The 19,067-nt window shown below is 67.4% G+C and carries 16 protein-coding genes; 14 read left to right on the plus strand and 2 right to left on the minus strand.

Features of this window, described 5'->3' with window-relative positions; genetic code table 11:
- Positions 1-8: 8 nt before the first annotated feature.
- The 12 genes from R9J51_RS20620 (at position 9) to R9J51_RS20675 (ending at position 12,727) form a co-directional block, all read left to right on the plus strand.
- Positions 9-1,160 carry a DUF2332 family protein gene (locus R9J51_RS20620; protein WP_179562710.1) on the plus strand — a complete coding sequence of 384 codons (1,152 nt, stop codon included), beginning with the start codon at positions 9-11 and terminating at the stop codon, positions 1,158-1,160.
- Positions 1,161-1,369: 209 nt separating this feature from the next.
- On the plus strand, positions 1,370-3,901 hold the full coding sequence (locus tag R9J51_RS20625) for a TonB-dependent receptor (protein ID WP_179562708.1): 2,532 nt from the start codon (positions 1,370-1,372) through the stop codon (positions 3,899-3,901).
- 41 nt (positions 3,902-3,942) lie between these two features.
- A complete protein-coding gene (locus R9J51_RS20630) occupies positions 3,943-5,688 on the plus strand; it encodes a methyl-accepting chemotaxis protein (RefSeq protein ID WP_168557485.1) in 1,746 nt (581 codons plus the stop codon).
- Between the two features lie 71 nt (positions 5,689-5,759).
- A complete protein-coding gene (locus R9J51_RS20635) occupies positions 5,760-6,617 on the plus strand; it encodes an urease accessory protein UreD (RefSeq protein WP_179562706.1) in 858 nt (285 codons plus the stop codon).
- Between the two features lie 10 nt (positions 6,618-6,627).
- Positions 6,628-6,930 (plus strand): urease subunit gamma, encoded by a 303-nt coding sequence (locus tag R9J51_RS20640; protein ID WP_179562704.1) that lies wholly within the window; start codon positions 6,628-6,630, stop codon positions 6,928-6,930.
- Between the two features lie 11 nt (positions 6,931-6,941).
- Positions 6,942-7,247, plus strand: coding sequence for an urease subunit beta (locus tag R9J51_RS20645; protein WP_169475212.1), 306 nt, complete (start codon positions 6,942-6,944; stop codon positions 7,245-7,247).
- 2 nt (positions 7,248-7,249) lie between these two features.
- A complete protein-coding gene (ureC, locus tag R9J51_RS20650; RefSeq protein WP_179562702.1) occupies positions 7,250-8,959 on the plus strand; it encodes an urease subunit alpha in 1,710 nt (569 codons plus the stop codon).
- 8 nt (positions 8,960-8,967) lie between these two features.
- Positions 8,968-9,528 carry an urease accessory protein UreE gene (locus tag R9J51_RS20655; protein ID WP_179562700.1) on the plus strand — a complete coding sequence of 187 codons (561 nt, stop codon included), beginning with the start codon at positions 8,968-8,970 and terminating at the stop codon, positions 9,526-9,528.
- The gene (locus R9J51_RS20660) at positions 9,518-10,198 is read left to right on the plus strand and encodes an urease accessory UreF family protein (protein WP_179563079.1); all 681 of its coding nucleotides are present in this window, start codon (positions 9,518-9,520) and stop codon (positions 10,196-10,198) included. The genes R9J51_RS20655 and R9J51_RS20660 overlap by 11 nt, the downstream gene beginning before the upstream one ends.
- The gene (gene ureG, locus R9J51_RS20665; protein WP_179562698.1) at positions 10,195-10,824 is read left to right on the plus strand and encodes an urease accessory protein UreG; all 630 of its coding nucleotides are present in this window, start codon (positions 10,195-10,197) and stop codon (positions 10,822-10,824) included. Before R9J51_RS20660 ends, ureG begins: the two co-directional genes overlap by 4 nt.
- A complete protein-coding gene (locus R9J51_RS20670; protein ID WP_179562696.1) occupies positions 10,821-11,384 on the plus strand; it encodes a HupE/UreJ family protein in 564 nt (187 codons plus the stop codon). Before ureG ends, R9J51_RS20670 begins: the two co-directional genes overlap by 4 nt.
- Positions 11,384-12,727: an amidohydrolase gene (locus R9J51_RS20675; protein WP_179562694.1), complete on the plus strand. Its 1,344-nt coding sequence runs from the start codon at positions 11,384-11,386 to the stop codon at positions 12,725-12,727. The genes R9J51_RS20670 and R9J51_RS20675 overlap by 1 nt, the downstream gene beginning before the upstream one ends.
- Before the next feature lie 6 nt (positions 12,728-12,733).
- On the opposite strand, the gene R9J51_RS20680 is transcribed toward R9J51_RS20675, so the two are convergent.
- Positions 12,734-14,218 (minus strand): amidohydrolase family protein, encoded by a 1,485-nt coding sequence (locus tag R9J51_RS20680; RefSeq protein ID WP_179562692.1) that lies wholly within the window; start codon positions 14,216-14,218, stop codon positions 12,734-12,736.
- Between the two features lie 374 nt (positions 14,219-14,592).
- On the opposite strand from R9J51_RS20680, the gene R9J51_RS20685 reads away from it, so the two are divergent.
- Entirely contained in the window at positions 14,593-16,944 is a 2,352-nt protein-coding gene (locus R9J51_RS20685) for a TonB-dependent receptor (protein WP_432788065.1), read from the plus strand.
- Between the two features lie 77 nt (positions 16,945-17,021).
- Positions 17,022-18,266 carry an MFS transporter gene (locus R9J51_RS20690; protein ID WP_169475219.1) on the plus strand — a complete coding sequence of 415 codons (1,245 nt, stop codon included), beginning with the start codon at positions 17,022-17,024 and terminating at the stop codon, positions 18,264-18,266.
- A 4-nt stretch (positions 18,267-18,270) separates the two neighbouring features.
- On the opposite strand, the gene R9J51_RS20695 is transcribed toward R9J51_RS20690, so the two are convergent.
- On the minus strand, positions 18,271-19,023 hold the full coding sequence (locus tag R9J51_RS20695; RefSeq protein ID WP_179562688.1) for an SDR family oxidoreductase: 753 nt from the start codon (positions 19,021-19,023) through the stop codon (positions 18,271-18,273).
- Between the last annotated feature and the right edge of the window lie 44 nt (positions 19,024-19,067).

Raw genomic sequence — 19,067 nt, forward strand, 5'->3', positions numbered from 1 at the left:
CGTTGACGATGATGGCGGTTTCTTTGCCGGCCCGAGACGAAGTGGCCAGCGCCGCGGGGCAGGGCAAGCGTTTTGGCCAAGGCGCCGGGCCGGGGGCGGGGCCCAGGGTGGGCGTGGTGGCAGAGCCCCGGCGGGATGGCTTGCGGACCCACGCCGCGCGCATTGCCGCGCTTGGTTCACCTTTCGTGGCGCGGTTGGTGGAAGCGGCCTGGCGGCAACTTGACCAAGCCCCCGAACTGGCGCTGATGTTCGACAACTGGCCGGGCGAATTCGGCGCCGATGCCGTGGCGTTCAGGCTTGCTTCGGCGCTGCATGCCCTTGCGCTGGCGGGCGATCCGCCCCGCCTTGCTGCACTGTTTGCGAGCCAGAATGGTGATTTCGAAGCAGCCGTGGGCGAAGCGCTGGCGCTGCACCAGGGGTTTGTCATCGGCTGGATGGCCCACCCCACCCAGACCAACGAAGTGGCGCGATCGGCCGCCTTTGCCGCTGCGCTGCTGACGCTGGACAGGCAAGGGCCGCTGCCGGTGGAATTGCTGGAAGTGGGCGCCAGTGCAGGTCTCAATCTCAATCTGGGGCACTATCGCCATGTCCTTGGGCGCAGGACCTGCGGGCCGGCGGATTCGCCCTTGTCCATCGTGCCAGATTGGCGCGGGGCATCTCCACCGCCGGCTGCGTTGCGCATTGCCAGCGCGCGCGGGGTGGACCTGGCGCCGATCGATCCACGCGAGCCGGCAAGCGCCACGCGCATGCAGGCCTATGTCTGGCCCGACAAGCCCGATCGCCTGGCGCGGCTGCAGGCCGCGCTCGCGATCGCGCGCCGCCATCCGCCGCTGGTGGACCGCGAAAGCGCCGCGCCCTGGCTGGAGCGCCGCCTGGCCGCGCCGCAGGCCCAGGGCACCCGCAGGGTGATCGTGCATTCGATGGTCATGCAGTATCTGTCGGCCGGGGAGCGCGGCGAGATCACCGCGACGATCATCCGCGCCGGCGCTGCGGCCACGCCCGAACGGCCGCTGGCCTGGATCGGGCTGGAATGGGCGGCGGATCGCAGCGCGGTGATGTTGCAGGCCACGCATTGGGGTGCGGGGGCGCGAAGCGGCGGACAGACCCAGACCCTGGCGCGCGTCCATCCCTATGGCGAATGGATCGAGTGGCTTGCCTGAAAGGGCAGGTGGGAGCTGGAACCTATGCGCCATGGTCAAACGGCGCGATCTTCGCCAAATACGTAAGTATGTTTGCGTAGAAATTTGATTTCTATTGCGCTGGTTGCATTAACCCTCCGCAAATCTGCCTATATAATCGCAACAGATAATTTCGCGATCCTTCCCTAATCCGGCCCAGGAGATGCCGTTGCATCGGGAGAAGATCGGAAATGACCTTGCGTTTTACCCTGCTGGCTTCCGCCACGATGATGGTTTCCACCGGTGCCTTTGCCGCCGATGGTGCAGACGTGTCTGACCATGCGGGAGAAGGGCATCACCCCGGCGCGGTGGCCGCCGCCCCGGCGCGGGCCGCCAAGACATTCAGCACCGGCGTTGCCAAGGGGCGCGACCTGCTGGATTCGGCGATTTCGGCAACGTCGCTGGACGAAGCCGACCTGCAGCGCCTGGGCGTGACGGCGACGGCCGCGATCATCGGCAACATGCCGGGCATTCGCGCCGAATCCACCGGCACCGACGGCTATTCGTCGATGACCGTGCGCGGACTGCCGCTGTCGGGCGATGGTTCGAAGTACCTGCTCATCCAGGAAGACGGCTTGCCGGTGATGGAATTCGGCGACATCCACTTCGGGTTGCTCGATTCCTTCGTGCGTGCCGATCTCAGCCTGTCGCAAGTCCAGGCCATTCGCGGCGGTTCGGCTTCGACGTTTGCGTCCAATTCGCCGGGCGGGGTGATCAACCTGATTTCCAAGACCGGCGAGGAAGCCGGGGGTGCCGTGCGCTATTCCGGCGGGCTGGGCTACGATCTCAACCGCATGGACTTTTCCTATGGCTCGCCCCTTGGTCAAGGCTGGCGCTTTCACGTGGGTGGATTTTATCGCACCGGCGAGGGGCCGCGCCATATCGGTTACAACGCCTTTTCGGGCGGGCAGGTCAAGCTGAACGTCACGCGCGAATTCGCCGGCGGCTATATCCGCTTCTACGGCAAGTTCCTGGACGACCGCGAGCCCGACTACTCGGAATATCCCGTGCTGCTTTCGGGCAGCAATGCCAAGCCGGTGATCAGCAACGTGCCGGGCACCAGCGCGCGGCGCGACACTTTCCTGACGCGCTATACCGCATCGGGCCTGGGCCTGGATGAAAGCAACAATCCCATGGCGATCAACGGTCGCCAGGGCATTCGCGGCAAGTCGCGCAGCGTCGGTTTCGAGACGCAGTTCGAACTGGGCGGGTGGACGGTTTCGGATCGGTTCCACTATTCGGCCAACAGCGGCGCGTACAACCAGGAACTGCCGGTGGCGACTGCCCCTGCCTCGGTGATCGGGCTGATGGTGGCAGGTCCGGGCGCCACGTTCGCCTATGCCACCGGGCCATCGGCAGGGCAGGCCATTGCCGATCCTGCCACGATCGGCGGCAATGGCCTGCTGGCCTTGCAGTTCGAGATCAATGCCAAGCTCAACAAGCTTGACCACGTGGCGAACGACCTGCGCGCCACGCGGGTGTGGCCCGTGGGCGATGGCAAGCTGACGACCACGGCCGGGCTCTATGCGGCCAAGCAATCGGTCGACACGCTGTTCAATTTCAACAACGCGGTCACTTCGGTATCCGGCCACGCCGGATCGGCGCTGGTCGATGTGTTTGCCGCCGATGGCACCGCCAGGACGCAAGGTGGCTTTTCCTCGTTCGGGATGGGCTCGCTGGGCAACCCTTCGGCCTGGCATCGCCGCTATGACCTGGAATATCGCGTGCTGGCGCCCTACGCCTCGGTCAACTACCAGTTCGGCCGCGTTTCCGTGGGCGGCAGCCTTCGCCTGGACACCGGCAAGGTGAGCGGCACGCTGTTTGGCGGCGACCTGGGCGATGGGCGCAACGGCACCGGCAGCATCGACATGAACCACGATGGCACGATCAGCGGCGTCGAAAGCGCCGTGGGGATCCTGCCGCTCGCGCGCCCCGGCATTGCCGACTACACCTATCGCTATGTCTCGTATTCGGCGGGCGTGAATTATCGCCTGGCGAGCGACGCATCGGTCTTTGCCCGGTACAGCAAGGGCGGCCGGGCCACCGGCGAGCGCGCCATGTTCACCCCGGTGGTCAACGGCCAAACGGGCAAGCTGCTCGATTCCTCGCTGAGCCATGCCCCGGTCAAGCAGGCCGAGGCGGGCTTCAAGCTGCGCAAGTCGGCCTTTGCGGTCTATGTTACCGGGTTCTGGGCCTCTTCGCACGAAAACGACTACCAGATCAGCGCCGACGACAGCGGCACGACGGTGGTGCTCAACGTGCAGCGCGACTACAGCGCCAAGGGCGTGGAACTGGAAGCCGAAGCGCACCATGGCCCTTATCGGCTGACGCTGGGCGCCACGTATGTGAAGGCGCGCATCGACAGCGATCTCAACGATCCCACGGTGGTGGGCCATACCCCGCGCCACCAGCCTTCGCTGCTGTTTCAGGCGCGGCCCGAATACGCCACCGACCTGTTCAACGTGGGGGCGCAGGTCAATGGCCTGAGCAGCAGCTATGCCCAGGACAGCAACGTGCTCAAGCAGCCGGGCTATGTGCTGGTCAGCCCCTATGTCTTCGTGCGCCCGTTGCGGCGGCTGGAACTGGGCCTGAGCGCCTTCAACGTGTTCGACAAGCTGGCCATCGTGCAACTGGGTGCGGCCAGCATTCCGGCGGGCGGCCTTGCCAATGCCCAGGTCCTCAACGGCCGCACCGTGACCGGTTCGCTGCGGTTCGATTTCTGATCGTTCGTTTCCCCCAAATGGCCAAGGCCGAAAGATCGCATATGGAACGCAACCTGCCCATTCCCCGCAAGCTGGTCTTTGCCCTGATGGCTGTGGCGCTGACGGCCGCGCTGATGAGCGTGATCTTTGGTCTTAATATCGCGCAGATCAGCGCATCGGCCGAACGCAGTGACTACAGCCGCGGCGTTCACGCCGCATCCTTGACCCTGGAAACCGCGCTGCTGCGCCAGAACAGCCAGCTGCGCGGCTACCTGGTCACGGCTGATCCTTCGTATCTCAAGTCCTATTACGAAGGGCGCGACGATTACGACAAGGTGAGCCGCGAACTGGAAACCACGCTGACCGATCCGATCGAGCGTGATCTGGTGCTGCAATCGCGCGCGGCCACGCTGGCCTGGCGGAAGAACTGGGGCGACAAGTACGTCGAGGTGGTCAAGTCTGGCGACCAGATGGGCGCCCAGGCGGCGGTGCGCGCGGCGGGCAAGGCGGTGCTGGTGACCGATGCGGTCCTGCCGCTGCGCAAGCTGCGCGACATCCAGAGCGAGGCGATTGATGCCAACACCGCCAGCCAGGGCCGCGCCATCACACTGGCCTGGGCGACGCTGGCGCTGGGCGGCATCCTGCTGATCGGGCTGCCGTTCTTCCTTTCGCGCATGCTGAGCCGGGCGATTGCCGCACCGATCACCCTGCTGACCCAGACGATGAAGCAACTGGCGCAGGGCAACAACGAGATCGACATTCCCGATGCCGACCGCAGCGACGAGCTGGGCGAAATGGCCCGCGCGGTGGAAGTGTTCCGCGATGCCGCGCGCATGCGCGTGGCCGCGGTGCAGGATCGCGAGCGCGCCATGGCGTGCCTGGCCGAAGGGCTGCATGCGCTGGCCGACGCTGATCTGACCGTGCGGCTGGAAGGGTTGCCCGCCGATTTCCAGGAACTGGCCGACCACTTCAACCAGGCGCTGGGCCGGCTGGGCGCGGCAATGCGCACGGTCAAGGGCTCCATCGCCAGCATCAACAGCACGACCGGCGAGATCAAGCAGGCAACGATCGACCTTTCGAACCGCAGCGAGCGCCAGGCCGCCAATGTCCAGGCTTCGGCCACGGCCATGGCCGATATCACCCGCAAGGTGATGGAATATGCCGACCTGACGAGCAATGCCAACCAGGCCATGGCCGAGGCGCGCAGCGAAGCGGCGCGCGGGGGCGACGTGGTGGGCCGCGCCATTGCCGCGATGAGCGACGTGGACCAGGCAAGCCGCGAGATTGCCGAGATCATTACCCTGATCGACGGGATCGCGTTCCAGACCAACCTGCTGGCGCTGAACGCCGGGGTAGAAGCCGCGCGCGCCGGCGAGGCGGGCAAGGGCTTTGCCGTGGTGGCCAGCGAAGTGCGCGCCCTGGCGCAGCGCAGCGCCGAAGCCGCGCAGGAAATCAAGGCCCGCGTGGGCGCGGTGACCGAGCATGTGCGATCGGGCTCTGAACTGGTGCACGATACGGGCGAATCGCTGCAGCGGATCATTGCCAAGGTCAGCGGCGTGGGCGGGGTGATTTCCGCCATTTCGGAAACCGCGACGCAGCAGTCTTCGGGCCTGAGCCAGATCAACACGGCAATCGGTTCGATGGACGGGATGACCCAGCAGAATGCGGCCATGGTGGAGGAAACCACTGCCGCCACCGAAAGCCTGGCGCGCGAAGTCAACATGCTGGCGCAATCGTTCGCCAGCTTCCGCATCGACGATGGCGCTGCGGGCGCACGCAGCGGGGGAAGCCACCTGCGCGCGGCGTGAGCGCGCGGCAACGCCGTGTTGCGCAATTGGCTACATGAGCCGGGGTTGGCGGGGCATAGCCTGATGCCACGATGCATGCGATCCCCGCCCGCCATCAGCGCCTGACCGGGCACCAGCGCCTGACCGGCCTGTCGCGCGTGGCATTTGGTGGCAACGGGATCAGCGATATCTACCAGAAGGCGCCTTGCCGCCTGCTGTTTCCCGATGCCGCGGCCGGCGAATTTCCCCTGGCCGTGAGCCTGACCACCAGCGGCGGCCTGACCGGCGGAGACCGCGTGGCAGTGCAGGTGGTGGTGGAGCCGGGGGCCTGCGGCACGGTGACCACGCAAGCGGCCGAAAAGCTTTATCGCGTGCTGCCCGAAGATCCCGACATTGCCGTGGAAACCCACCTGAGCGTGGGCGCGGGCGGGCGCTGCGAATGGCTGGGCCAGGAAGCCATCCTGTTTCAGGGCACGCGCCTGCGCCGCCGGCTGGAAGCCGATGTGGCGGGCGATGGCGCCTTGCTGGCGGTCGAAACGCTCGTGCTGGGGCGCGGCGCCATGGGCGAGGCGTTTACCCAGGGGCTGGTCCACGATGCCTGGCATATCCGCCGCGACGGGCGCCTGATCTGGGCCGATGCCCTGCACTTGCACGGCGATGGCGCCGAGCAGGGCACGCTTTCCCGCGAACTGCCCCATGGGCTGGGCCAGGCCCGCGCGCTGGCCACGATGCTTTATGTGGGGCGCGATGCGGCCAGGCATCTCGATCTGGCGCGGGGCCTGGCGCCTGCGCCCCATGGCGGGGCCACCAGTTTCGATGGCATGCTGCTGCTGCGTTGGGCCGCGCCCGAGCCCCAGGCGCTGCGCGCGCAAGTGATGGCGGCGGCCTGCGCCATGCGCGCGGCGGTGTTCGGGCTGGCGCCGCGCCTGCCGGCGCTTTGGACCTGCTGAAAGGAACGCGATGCAACTGACCCCGCGCGAGAAGGACAAGCTGCTGGTGGCGATGGCCGCGATGGTGGCGCGCGGGCGGTTGCAGCGCGGGGTGAAGCTCAACCATCCCGAAGCCATCGCGCTGATCACCGAACACGTGGTGGAAGGCGCGCGCGATGGGCGCAGCGTGGCCGACCTGATGGCCAGCGGCGGCCACGTGCTGACGCGCGACCAGGTCATGCCCGGCATTGCCGAGATGATCCACGACATCCAGGTGGAAGCGACCTTTCCCGACGGCACCAAGCTGGTGACCGTGCATAAGCCCATCCGGTGAAGGAACCCGTCATGATCCCCGGTGAAATCCTGTGCGCCGATGGCGAGATCGAGATCAACGCCGGGCGCCCGGTGCTGGTGCTGACTGTGGCGAACACCGGCGACCGGCCGATCCAGGTGGGCAGCCATTACCACTTTGCCGAAACCAACCCGGCGCTGGACTTCGATCGCGCGGCGGCGCGCGGGCACCGGCTGGATATCGCCAGCGGCACTGCGGTGCGGTTCGAACCGGGCCAGTCGCGCGACGTGGCGTTGATCCCCTATCAAGGCGCGCGCGTGGTCATCGGGTTTCGCGGCGCCGTGATGGGAGCGCTTTGACCATGGCCCTGCGCATGACCCGCGCCGCCTATGCCGGCATGTTTGGCCCGACCAAGGGCGACCGCATCCGCCTGGGCGATTCCGCGCTGCTGATCCGGGTGGAGCAGGATTTCACCGTCTATGGCGAGGAAGTGAAATTCGGCGGCGGCAAGGTGATCCGCGATGGCATGGGGCAAAGCCAGATCACGCGGGCGCAGGGCGCGCCCGATACGGTGATCACCAATGCGGTGATCCTGGACCATTGGGGCGTGGTCAAGGCCGACGTGGCGCTGCGCGACGGGCGCATCCACGCCATCGGCAAGGCGGGCAATCCCGATACGCAGCCGGGCGTGACCATTCCGATCGGCCCCGGCACCGAGATCATCGCCGGGGAAGGGCGCATCCTCACCGCCGGCGGGGTTGACGCGCATATCCATTTCATCTGCCCGCAGCAGGTGGAAGAAGCGCTCAACGCCGGGATCACCACGATGCTGGGCGGCGGCACCGGCCCGGCGCATGGCACCCTGGCCACCACCTGCACCCCCGGCCCATGGCACATCGGGCGGATGCTGCAGGCGCTGGAATCGCTGCCGATGAACTTCGGTCTGTTCGGCAAGGGCAATGCCAGCCAGCCCCTGGCGCTGGTGGAAATGGTCGAGGCAGGGGCTTGCGGCCTCAAACTGCACGAGGATTGGGGCACCACGCCCGCTGCCATCGACTGCTGCCTGACCGTGGCGGACGAGCTGGATATCCAGGTTACGCTGCACACCGATACGCTCAACGAAAGCGGCTTTGTCGAAAGCACGATCGCCGCCTTTGCCGGGCGCACGATCCACGCGTTCCACACAGAAGGGGCAGGGGGCGGCCACGCGCCCGACATCATCCGCGTGGCGGGCCTGCCGAACGTTTTGCCCAGTTCGACCAATCCCACCCGGCCCTATACCGTCAACACGCTGGACGAGCATCTCGACATGCTGATGGTGTGCCACCACCTGGACCCGCGCATTGCCGAGGACGTGGCCTTTGCCGAAAGCCGTATTCGCCGCGAAACCATTGCCGCCGAAGACATCCTGCACGACCTGGGCGCGTTTTCGATGATGTCTTCTGATAGCCAGGCGATGGGCCGGGTGGGCGAAACCGTGATCCGCTGCTGGCAGACCGCGCACAAGATGAAAGTGCAGCGGGGCGCGCTGCCCGGCGATGGCGACGACGACAACCTGCGCGCGCGCCGCTATATCGCCAAGTATACGATCAACCCGGCGATTGCCCATGGCATTGCCCATGTCGTCGGCTCGGTCGAAGTGGGCAAGCTGGCCGATCTGGTGCTGTGGTCGCCCGCGTTCTTTGCCGCCAAGCCCGACATGGTGATCAAGGGCGGTTCCATCGCCACTGCGCCGATGGGCGATCCCAATGCATCGATCCCCACGCCGCAGCCGGTGCATTACCGCCCGATGTTCGGCGCGCTGGGCCGGGCGGGGGTGCAATCCTCGCTGCATTTCGTTTCGGCCGCCGGCATTGCCGGGGGCATGGCGCAGCGGCTGGGCCTGGAGCGGCCGCTGGAAGCGGTGCGCAACACGCGCGGCGGCATTTCCAAGGCCAGCATGATCCACAACGACGCCATGCCGCATATCGAGGTGGACCCGGAAACCTATGAAGTGCGCGCCGACGGCGAATTGCTGACGTGCGAGCCGGCCGCCGAACTGCCCTTTGCCCAACGCTATTTCCTGTTCTGAAAGTGACCATGACCGAGCCCCTCATCGCCCGTGACGTGCTTCCCGCCGGAAGCTGGGATGCCGCCAGCGCAGCCGATGTCATCGTGCTGGATTACGACGCGCGGCATCGCCGCCGCTTCCGCTATGTCGCGGCGGGCGGCACCGATTTCGTACTCGACCTGGCGCGAGCCATGGTGCTGGCCCATGGCGACGGGCTCCTGCTGTCGGACGGGCGCGTGGTGCGCGTGGAAGCCGTGCCCGAGGCGTTGATGGAAGTGCGCGCGGCGAGCCCGATCGCGCTGTTGCGGCTGGCCTGGCACATTGGCAACCGCCATCTGCCCGCGCAAATCCATGCCGGGTGCATCCTGCTGCGCCGCGATGGGGTGATCCTGGACATGCTGCGTGGGCTTGGCGCGCAAGTGGACCTGATCGAGGCGCCGTTCACGCCCGAAGGCGGTGCCTATACGGGGGCGCATGGCCACGATCATGACCATGCGCCCCACGATCATGATCACGGGCATGGCCATGACCATGATCACGGGCATCATCACAGTCATGGCCATGGGCACCACCACGATCATGCTCACTGAACCGGCACTGCACCTGCTGCTGGCGTGGACATCGCCCTCGCTGCCGATCGGCGGCTATACCTATAGCCACGGGCTGGAAACGGCAGTGGACGATGGCCGAGTGCGGTCCTGGGGCGATCTGGTCGGCTATGTCGATGCGGTGATCGCGCGCGGGGGCGGCTGGGTGGATGCGGTGCTGCTGGCGCAGGCGATGCGCGTGGCGCATGACGATGCCGCGTTCGATGCCCTGGCCGACCTGGCCGCCGCGTTTCGTGCCAGCAGCGAAACCGCGCTGGAAAGCCGCCAGCAGGGCGCGGCGTTCCTGGCCGTGGTGCGCAAGGCCTGGCCTCATCCCGCGCTGGAAGCCTATGCCGCGCGGCGCGGGGATTCGCCGCATGCCCATGCCACCGTCTTTGCCCTGGCCGCCGCCGCGCATGGGCTGGACGAAGGCGCCGCTGTGCACGGTTTCCTGCATGCCACCGCCGCCAACCTGGTTTCGGCCGGGGTGCGGCTGGTGCCGCTGGGCCAGACCGACGGGCAACTGGCCATGGCCGAGCTTGCCCGCCGCATCGGCCCGATCGCGGCGGCGGCGCGCGCCTGTCCGCTCGACGATCTCGGCACCGCGACCCCGGCCCTCGAACTCTGCTCGTTCCATCACGAAACGCTCTACACAAGGCTGTTCCGCTCATGATTTCCCACAACGGACCTTTACGCGTCGGCATCGGTGGCCCGGTCGGCTCGGGCAAGACGGCGCTGACCGATCGGCTGTGCAAGGCGATGCGCGACCACTGGAACATCGCGGCGATCACCAACGACATCTACACCCGCGAGGATGCCGAATTCCTCACCCGTTCGGGCGCGCTGGTGCCCGAGCGGATCATGGGCGTGGAAACCGGGGGATGCCCGCACACCGCCATTCGCGAGGATGCCAGCATCAACCTGGCCGCGGTCGATGAAATGGCGCGTCGCTTTCCCGGCCTGGAACTGATCTTCATCGAAAGCGGGGGCGACAACCTGGCCGCGACGTTCAGCCCGGAACTGGCCGATATCACGATCTACGTGATCGACGTTTCGGCCGGCGACAAGATTCCGCGCAAGGGCGGGCCCGGCATCACGCGATCCGATCTGCTGGTCATCAACAAGATCGACCTGGCGCCGCTGGTGGGGGCTGACCTGGGCGTGATGGACCGCGATGCCAAGCGGATGCGCCGCGAGCGGCCGTTCCTGTTCACCAATCTCAAGGAATGCCTGGGCCTGCCCGAGATCATCCAGTTCATCGTCAAGACCGGCGGCCTGCCCGAAAGGATCCCCGCATGAAACGCTTTCCTCCAAAAGCCGCCCTTGTTGCCCTTTCTGCGCTGCTCACCCTGACGGCATTGCCCGGCACGGCGCTGGCCCATCCCGGCCATGGTGCCGGCGGCGGGTTGGTGGCGGGGCTGCTCCACCCGTTGACCGGGGCCGATCACCTGGCGGCGATGCTGCTGGCCGGGGCCTGGGCCGGGATCATCGGCGGGCGCGCGGCGCGGGTGCTGCCGGTTACGCTGCTGGCCGCGATGCTGGGCGGCTTTGTCACCGCCGCGCTCGTGCCGGCGGGGCTGGCCGAAGTGATGATCGGGTCAAGCGTTGTCGGGCTGGCGCTGGCCGCGCTGTTGCGCCTGCGCCCCCCGTTGTGGCTGGCAGCGGCCGGGGTGGCGCTGGCCGGGCTGGGCCATGGCTTTGCCCATGGGCTGGAAGCACCGGGCGGCGTGGCGCGGATCGGCTTCGTGTTTGGCTTCCTCGCCGCGGCGGCAGCGTTGCAGATGGCGGGGCTGGGCGTGGTGGCGCTGGCGCGCCGGGCCTTGCCCCTGCGCCGCGCGGTGTGGCACAAGGCGCGTTGATGATGCACCGTTTTTCTTGCGCTTCCGCTCTGGCTTTCGCGCTTTGCGCCACGGCTTGCCCGCCTGCCCTGGCCAAGGCCGATCCAGGCGCCGCGCGCGCCGCGATCGATGCCCAGTTCGCCAAGGACTGGCCCGATCTCCAGGCGCTTTATCAGGACTTGCACAGCCACCCCGAAACCGCCTTTCGCGAAACGCGGACGGCCGATGTCTTGGCCAAGCAGCTCAAGGCCATGGGCGTGGAGGTGACGACGGGCGTGGGCAAGACCGGCATCGTCGGCGTGATCCGCAACGGCGCGGGGCCGGTGGTGTTGCTGCGCACCGAGCTGGACGCGCTGCCGATGGAGGAAAAGACCGGCCTGCCCTTTGCCAGCCGCGCGCAGCAGACCGATGCGGATGGCAAGACCACGTTTGTCGACCATGCCTGTGGCCACGATATCCATATGGCCTGGTGGATCGGCACGGCGCGTGCGCTCCTGGCCATGAAGGCGCGCTGGCATGGCACCGTGATCCTGGTCGGGCAGCCGGCCGAGGAAGTGGTGTCCGGGGCCAAGGCGATGCTGGCCGAAGGGCTCTATACCCGCTTTCCCCAGCCCGATTTCGCGTTTGGCGCGCATGTCGGCCCTTCGCCGGCGGGGGAAGTGACGATCAAGCAAGGCTTCACCACCTCGGCCAGCGATGCCGTGCACGTCACGTTCCATGGGGTGGGCGCGCATGGCTCGATGCCCGACAAGAGCATCGATCCGGTGGTAATGGGCGCGCGTTTCGTCGAAGACGTGCAGACCGTGATCAGCCGCCAGAAAGACCCGATGAAATTCGGCGTGGTGACGGTGGGATCGTTCCATGCCGGCACGGCGGCCAATATCATTCCCGATACGGCTGACCTTGGCCTGACGCTGCGGTCCTATGATCCGGCCGTGCGCGATGGGCTGCTCAAGGGCGTCAAGACCACGGCCGAGGCAGTGGCGATGATGTCGGGCGCGCCCGCGCCCGATGTGGTGCACTTGCACGGCACGGGATCGGTAATCAACGAGCCGGCGCTGGGTGCACAGGCCGCCGCCACGCTGACCGCCGCGCTGGGCAAGGATCGCGTGGTGTTGATCCCGGCGAGCGAGCCAGGCTGGACCGCGAGCGAGGACTTTTCCGAATTCGCCCAAGGTGGCAAGGTGCGCTCGGTCTATTTCAGCATCGGTGGCACCAGCGCTGCGATGGCGGCGCAATACAAGGCGCAAGGCAAGCCGGTGCCGGTGAACCATTCCCCGTTCTTTGCGCCCGATCCGGCGATCAGCATCAAGACCGGAGTGGAAACCCTGACGCTCGCCACGCTGATGGTGGCGGGGAAGTAAGGCGCGTTATGGCTGCCCGCAGTGGCAGCCGGCGGCGTAGAACGCATGCGTGGCCGCCTGCGTCTGCGCGATCCGTGCCGTGTCGGGCGGGGTGGCAGCGCGCGCGGCGCGGGCCTGGGTGACAAGGCGGGCGGCCAGGGCGGCTTCGTCCAGTCCCGTCACCCGGCCATCGCGCACCACGGCGCGGCCGCCGACCAGCAGGTGGGCGACATCGGCGCGCGTTGCCCGCGCCAGGAGCCAGGCGGGATCGGCGGGCCAGCCATCCCCGATCCAGTCTTGCGCCATGCGCCGCCGGTCGATCAGCAGCATATCGGCCGGGGCGCCGGGGGCGAGGCGCCCGCCGCCATCGTCTGGCCCCAGGATCGCGGCGCGCCCGCCCGACCAGGCCGCGTGCAGCACAGCCTGCGTGCCGGGCAGGGCCGCCGGGCCGCTGGCGTCCCGATCGGGCTGGCCCAGCAGCAAATGCGCGAGGCGGATTTCGCGCAGCATGTCGGCATCGTCGTCAAGCCCCATGCCATCGAGGCCCAGGGCCAGGCCCACGCCGGCCTGGGCGATCTGGGCCAGCGGCGGCAAGCCTGAACGCAAGCGCAAGTTGGACGAGACGTTGACCGAAACGGTTACCCCGCGTGCAGCAAGCAGGGCCAGTTCGTCTGCCCGCAGCCACACCCCGTGCGCCACGGTCAGGCGCGGGGAAAGCAGGCCGATGGCGTCCAGCCAGGGCACGAAGCCTTGCGGGAAATGGGCATCGGCCCATTCGCGTTGCAGCCGCGTTTCGAGCAGATGGGTGTGCACGCGGCGCCCGCTGGCGGCCGATGCGGCGGCAATCGCCACTAGCGTGGCCGGCTGCGCCCATTGCGGCGCCACGGGATGATAGTGCAGGGCAAAGGTATCGTGTTCCAGTGCCTGCGCGCGGCCGAACAGGGCCATGTTGGTGGCGCAGGAGCGCAAGCCCTGGTCCATCGTGGCAATCGCCGCGCGGCGTTCGGGCGGGAAAAACCGCGCCAGTTCGGCATGATCGCCATAGACCAGCGGATTGGCATCGAAGAACGGCCAGCCGAATGCCACGCGCACGCCGGTGTCCCGCGCAGCGCGGGAAACCGCCTCGGCCTCGTCCAGCAGGGCGGCGCCGTTTTGCGTGTTGTGGCAATGATAGACGGCGGCAACGCCCGATCCGGCCAGGCGGGCAAGCGCCAGCGCCGCCGTGTCATAGGCATCGACCCGCGGCTGGCGCGCCAGGTCGATCATCCAGTGTTCGAGCGGCGCATCGGCCACCCCGCAGGCGAGCGTGGCGAGGCCACGGCCATGATCGTGGGCATTGGCAAGCGCGGGCATGGCCACCAGCGCTGCTTCGGCAGTGGTCAGGCCTGACGGGTCGCACGGCGCCAGCGCGGCGATGCGGCCATCGCCGCCGATGGTAATGGCATGGGCGCCCAGCGGCGGCGCATCGGCAGCGGGCAGCACCGCGCCCACATGCCAGGTCGATCCGTGCATCGCGTTTCCTTCCTGTTGCCGCCCGCCTGCTCTACGCGGTGCGACCCACACTTGCCAGCGATGCGAAGTGCTGGTTGGGCCATGGGGTGTTTCGCGCTTGCGAACACCAGCGCCGATGGCACGCTGTTGCACAAGAATAGCAACACTCCGGTTCGATTCTTGCAATGGCGGCCGGGCGGTTTGTGAATCACCTTGTTGGTGAGCCAAGGCCTGCTTGGGGAGAACACCAAGGCACGATCGGGGAGCCGCAGGGCGCAATGGCGCCACGGCTGCCCTGCCGCCAAATGGCGGCCGGCCGCAATCCTTGCCCAGGCAAGGCGCGGAACGGACGAGGGCTGTGGGAGGCAAGAAGCATAACAAGAGGGATAAGCATTATGTCGCACAGTCTTTCGTTGCCCGCCGGCCGTGGCCGGTTGCGCCGCAGCGCCCTGATCCTGATCGCGAGCGTGGCGCCGTTCGCGCTGGATGCAGGCATCGCCCACGCCGCCGATGCGGTGCCGGCCCCCGCAGATGCTGCCAGCGATGCGACCGGGGAAATCGTGGTTTCGGCACAGCGCCGCGACGAAACGCTGAGCAAGGTCCCGCTGTCGATCGCCGCCTATTCGCAAAAGGACATGGACGTCCAAGGCGTGCGCAGCATCGATGACATTGCGCGCATCACCCCGGCCCTGCAGTTTTCCACCACCTCGGGCGTGGCCGGCAACAACGGCACCAACATCGCCATTCGCGGCCTGAAGTCAGACGTGGGGTCTTCGACCACCGCGATCTATATCGACGATACGCCGATCCAGATCCGCAACATCGGCTATTACGGCGGCAACCCCTATCCGCGCATTTTCGATCTGGAGCGCGTGGAAGTGCTGCGTGGGCCGCAGGGCACGCTGTTTGGCGCGAGTTCCGAAGGCGGCGCGGTGCGTTTCATCACCCCTTCGCCCAGCTTCGACAAGACCAGCATCTATGGCCGCAGCCAGGTTTCGTTCACCGACCACGGCTCGCCCAGCTATGAAGGCGGGTTGGCCGTGGGCGCGCCGCTGACCGATACGCTCGCGTTCCGCGCCAGCGGCTGGTACCAGCGCCAGGGCGGCTATATCGACCAGGTGACCCAGGGCACGGACAACGTCAAAGCCAAGGATATCAACTGGCAGAGCAACATGGTGGGCCGCGTGGCCCTGGCGTGGAAGCCCACCGACACGCTGACCATCACGCCCAAGGTGTTCTACCAATACTTGCGCCAGAACGCGCGCGACGATTTCTGGGAAGGCTATGGCAACGCCAAGGACGGCGATTACCACAGCGGTGTCTACCAGACCGAGCCGACCCGCGACCGCCTGCTGATGCCCTCGCTGACGGCGGAACTGAAGCTGGGCACGGTCACGATCGCGTCCAACACCTCGTACCTCAAGCGCGAGCAGTACCAGACGCTCGACTATTCGACGTATTTCTCCACCCTGCGTTCGGGTTCGCCCTTCGGGACATATGCGAACAAGGACATCACCAACATGGAGGATTACCTCACGCTCAAGCAGCGGAATTTTTCGCAGGAACTGCGGGCCTATTCGGCCAACAATCCGCTGATCGACTGGAGCGCCGGGGTATTCTACACCCACAGCCAGCAGGACTTTTCCAATTTCACCTCGTCGGGCCGCATTCCCGGCGTCCTGGTCAGCGGTTTCCAGCAGTATGACAACCGCTATAGCCTGGTGGATATCATCACCTCCAAGGATGACCAGTACGCCGCCTTTGCCAGCGTGGACGTGAAGCCCACCGACAAGCTGACGCTGACTGCCGCGCTGCGCTATACCAAGGTCGATTTCACGTTCGACGAGACCAAGGACGGCCCGACCAATGGCGGTTCGCGCACCCAGGTGATCACCAAGACGAGCGAAGGCGCCTGGACGCCCAAGTTTGCTGCCAAGTACCAGGTCGATGACAACGCGATGCTCTATGCCTCGGCCAGTAAGGGCTTCCGCCCGGCCGGCGCGCAGCCCAGCACGCTGCCCGAACGCTGTGCCAGCGACCTGACCGCGCTGGGCCTGACCACCAGCACCGTGCCGACCAGCTTTGAATCGGACTCGCTGTGGTCCTATGAAGCGGGCACCAAGGGGCGCCTGCTCGGCGGCAAGGTGGCGTTCGATGTCAGCGGCTACATCGTCAACTGGAAGAACATCCAGCAGGCGGTGCGCCTCAACTGCGGCTTCTCGTATGTGTCGAACCTGGGCGATGCCAATGGCAAGGGCCTGGAACTCTCGCTCGATGTGCGCCCGGTCACCGGGCTCTCGGTGGGTGGCAACATCGGCTATACCAACGTGCACTATGCCGATGACGTGACGATCAAGAACGGCACGGTGCTGCTGCGCGCCGCGGGCGAACGCATCAGCGGGCCGCTGTGGTCGGGCCATGCCTATGGCAACTATGAAGCGCCGATCACGGGGGAAATCTCGGGCTATGCGCGGGTGGACTATACCTTCACCAGCGACGACACGATCCCTTCGGCGGTGGGCACGTTCGGCTATGACTCCTCGCTCTATGCCCTGCCGGGCCGCGACTATGTCCAGCTGCGCATGGGCCTGCGCAAGGGCGGGGTCGATCTCTCGCTGTTCGTCGACAACCTGACCAACTCGCGCGACCTGCTCTCGCGCGGGCACGACAGTTCCACCGGCACGCTGTTCTACGAGCAGTCCTATCGTCCGCGCACGATCGGGCTGACCTTGCAATACCGCCAGTGATCGCAAATGCTGCGGAAAATGGGGGCCGGCGCGTGCCGGCCTCCTCTTTCCGCCCCCATTGAAAAAAGAGAAACGCCTTGTCGCACACCATCGCCCGGCAGCCGCCCGAACATCCCATCGATGGGCTGCTGCCGGGGTGGCAGGGCACCAGTCGCCAGGTGTTCACCCTGGTGCTGGTCTATGCCATCGGCCTGGGGTCGATGGCGATGGTCGGCATGCTTTCGCCGCTGACCGCCCTGGTCGCGCGCGATTTTTCGAGTGGTCCGGCCGCGATCGGCTGGACCATTTCGCTGTTTTCGCTGCCCGCCGCCATCACCTCCACCCTGGGGGGCGGGCTGGTCGATCGGCTGGGGCCGCGCCGCGTGCTGATCCTGGCACCGCTGCTGCTGGCCGTGGCGGACCTGGGCCTGGTGCAGGCGCGGGCATTGTGGCTGTTCGACCTGTCGATGGTCCTGGCCGGCATTGCCTATGTCGGCGTGCTCAATGGTGGGGCGGCCATGCTGATGACCACGCTGGGCGGCAGCCTGCGCGCGCGCGGCATGGCGCTGTGGGCGACATATGCCCCGGCGGGTTTTTCCGCCGGATTGCTGCTGGCGGCGCTGGTGGCGCAATGGGCGAGCTGGCGCCTGGCCTTTGCCGCCCACGGCGCGGTGATGCTGGCCTGCGTGGCCGGCGCCATGCTCCTGCCGCGCGTCGCCTCCGCCCCGCGTGATCTGGCCCGCTCACCACTGGCGCAATTGCGCGCCGGGGTGACCAATCCCGTGCTGTTGCTGCTGGCCCTGGCGGCCGCGCTGCCCAACATGGTTTCCTATGGCACCAGCCTGGTGGCGGCCGGCTGGCTGGCCAAGACGCATGGCGTTTCGCTGGCGGCGTCGGCGGGCATCGTGGCCGGGGCCAAGATCCTGGCGGTGCTGGCGGGCAGCACGGTGACCGGCGCCTTGCTGGCGCGGGCGATGCGCCCCTTGCGCCTGTTTGCCGCGATGGCCGCCGTGGGCGTGCTGGCGCAGGCGCTGCTGTTCGTGCCGGCCAGCCCGCTGGCAGCGGCGGTGGCCGGGCTGATGGGCTGGGTCTTTGCCTTTGGTGCGCTTTCGGGCGTGTGCATGGCGCTGTTGCCGCGCGTGGCGGAGCGGGCCGGCGGGGCGGGCCTGGGGGCGGGCATCGTCAACCAGTTCGTCTCGCTCGCCTCTTTCCTCACGCCCGCGATCTATTTCGGGCTGGGGAGCTGGCATGCGTGGATCGCGGTGGCTGCTGGCGCCCTGCTGCTGAGCCTGGCCGCGTTGCGCCACGCCGGGCGCCTGTCGGAAGGCGAACTCTCCGCCTGATTTTTCAGACGGCGGTATCGCCACCGTCGAGCGGGATCGTCGCGCCGGTGACATAGCTGGCAGCGTCTGACAGCAGCCAGGCCATGGCGGCGGCGACTTCTTCGGCGCTGCCATGGCGGCGCAGCGGAATGCGCGTGTCGATCGCCGCGCGCGCGCCCTGGGGATCGGGCTGTGCGCGCCAGAAGGCCTGGGTTTGCGGGGTTTCCACCCAGCCGGGCAGCACCAGGTTGACGCGCACGCCCTGTGGCCCCAGCTCTGCCGCCAGGCTGCGCAGCAGGCCGGCGAGGCCCGCCTTGGTCGCCTGATAGGCATGGCTTTGCGCCTGCCCGCGCAAAGTGGCAGTGGACGATACCAGGATGAGACTGCCGCGGCTTTGCGTCAGCAGCCCTTGCGCCGCCTGCGCCGCCAGGAACGGCAGGCGCAAGTTGATCGCGGCAGCGCGGTCCCAATCGCTTGCCTGCCAATCGGCGAGCGGCGCCCCGCCCATGGCCGAAGCGGCCACGACCAGGCCATCGAGCCGGCCCTGGCGCCGCGTGATCGTCTTGACCAGCGCGCGCGGCGCGGCCGGATCGGCCAGGTCCATCGGGTGGAACGCCACGTTGGCCAAGGCTGGCGCGGCCGCTGCGGCGCCCGGTTCATCAGCCAGCCACACGGCGCTGTTGCTATCCGGGCCGCCAGCGGCCAGCAACCGCGCCAGCGCGCCGCCCAGGCCCGCCGCACCGCCGATGATCGCATAAGTCTTCGTGGGCCTCGTCATGGGATGGCTGCTCCGCGCGCCAGAGGGGGAAGTGTTTCCTTTTC

Source organism: Novosphingobium rhizosphaerae, from assembly GCF_050920675.1.
Lineage (GTDB): Bacteria > Pseudomonadota > Alphaproteobacteria > Sphingomonadales > Sphingomonadaceae > Novosphingobium > Novosphingobium rhizosphaerae.

Bases quoted from the DNA above. Each gene is read 5' to 3' on its own strand.
- R9J51_RS20645 (WP_169475212.1), top strand. From the start codon at position 6,942: ATGATCCCCGGTGAAATCCTGTGCGCCGATGGCGAGATCGAGATCAAC.
- R9J51_RS20625 (WP_179562708.1), top strand. From the start codon at position 1,370: ATGACCTTGCGTTTTACCCTGCTGGCTTCCGCCACGATGATGGTTTCC.
- R9J51_RS20670 (WP_179562696.1), top strand. From the start codon at position 10,821: ATGAAACGCTTTCCTCCAAAAGCCGCCCTTGTTGCCCTTTCTGCGCTG.
- R9J51_RS20680 (WP_179562692.1), bottom strand. From the start codon at position 14,218: ATGCACGGATCGACCTGGCATGTGGGCGCGGTGCTGCCCGCTGCCGAT.
- R9J51_RS20660 (WP_179563079.1), top strand. From the start codon at position 9,518: ATGCTCACTGAACCGGCACTGCACCTGCTGCTGGCGTGGACATCGCCC.
- R9J51_RS20685 (WP_432788065.1), top strand. From the start codon at position 14,593: ATGTCGCACAGTCTTTCGTTGCCCGCCGGCCGTGGCCGGTTGCGCCGC.
- R9J51_RS20695 (WP_179562688.1), bottom strand. From the start codon at position 19,023: ATGACGAGGCCCACGAAGACTTATGCGATCATCGGCGGTGCGGCGGGC.
- R9J51_RS20620 (WP_179562710.1), top strand. From the start codon at position 9: ATGATGGCGGTTTCTTTGCCGGCCCGAGACGAAGTGGCCAGCGCCGCG.
- R9J51_RS20635 (WP_179562706.1), top strand. From the start codon at position 5,760: ATGCATGCGATCCCCGCCCGCCATCAGCGCCTGACCGGGCACCAGCGC.
- R9J51_RS20640 (WP_179562704.1), top strand. From the start codon at position 6,628: ATGCAACTGACCCCGCGCGAGAAGGACAAGCTGCTGGTGGCGATGGCC.
- ureG (WP_179562698.1), top strand. From the start codon at position 10,195: ATGATTTCCCACAACGGACCTTTACGCGTCGGCATCGGTGGCCCGGTC.
- R9J51_RS20675 (WP_179562694.1), top strand. From the start codon at position 11,384: ATGATGCACCGTTTTTCTTGCGCTTCCGCTCTGGCTTTCGCGCTTTGC.
- R9J51_RS20655 (WP_179562700.1), top strand. From the start codon at position 8,968: ATGACCGAGCCCCTCATCGCCCGTGACGTGCTTCCCGCCGGAAGCTGG.
- ureC (WP_179562702.1), top strand. From the start codon at position 7,250: ATGGCCCTGCGCATGACCCGCGCCGCCTATGCCGGCATGTTTGGCCCG.
- R9J51_RS20630 (WP_168557485.1), top strand. From the start codon at position 3,943: ATGGAACGCAACCTGCCCATTCCCCGCAAGCTGGTCTTTGCCCTGATG.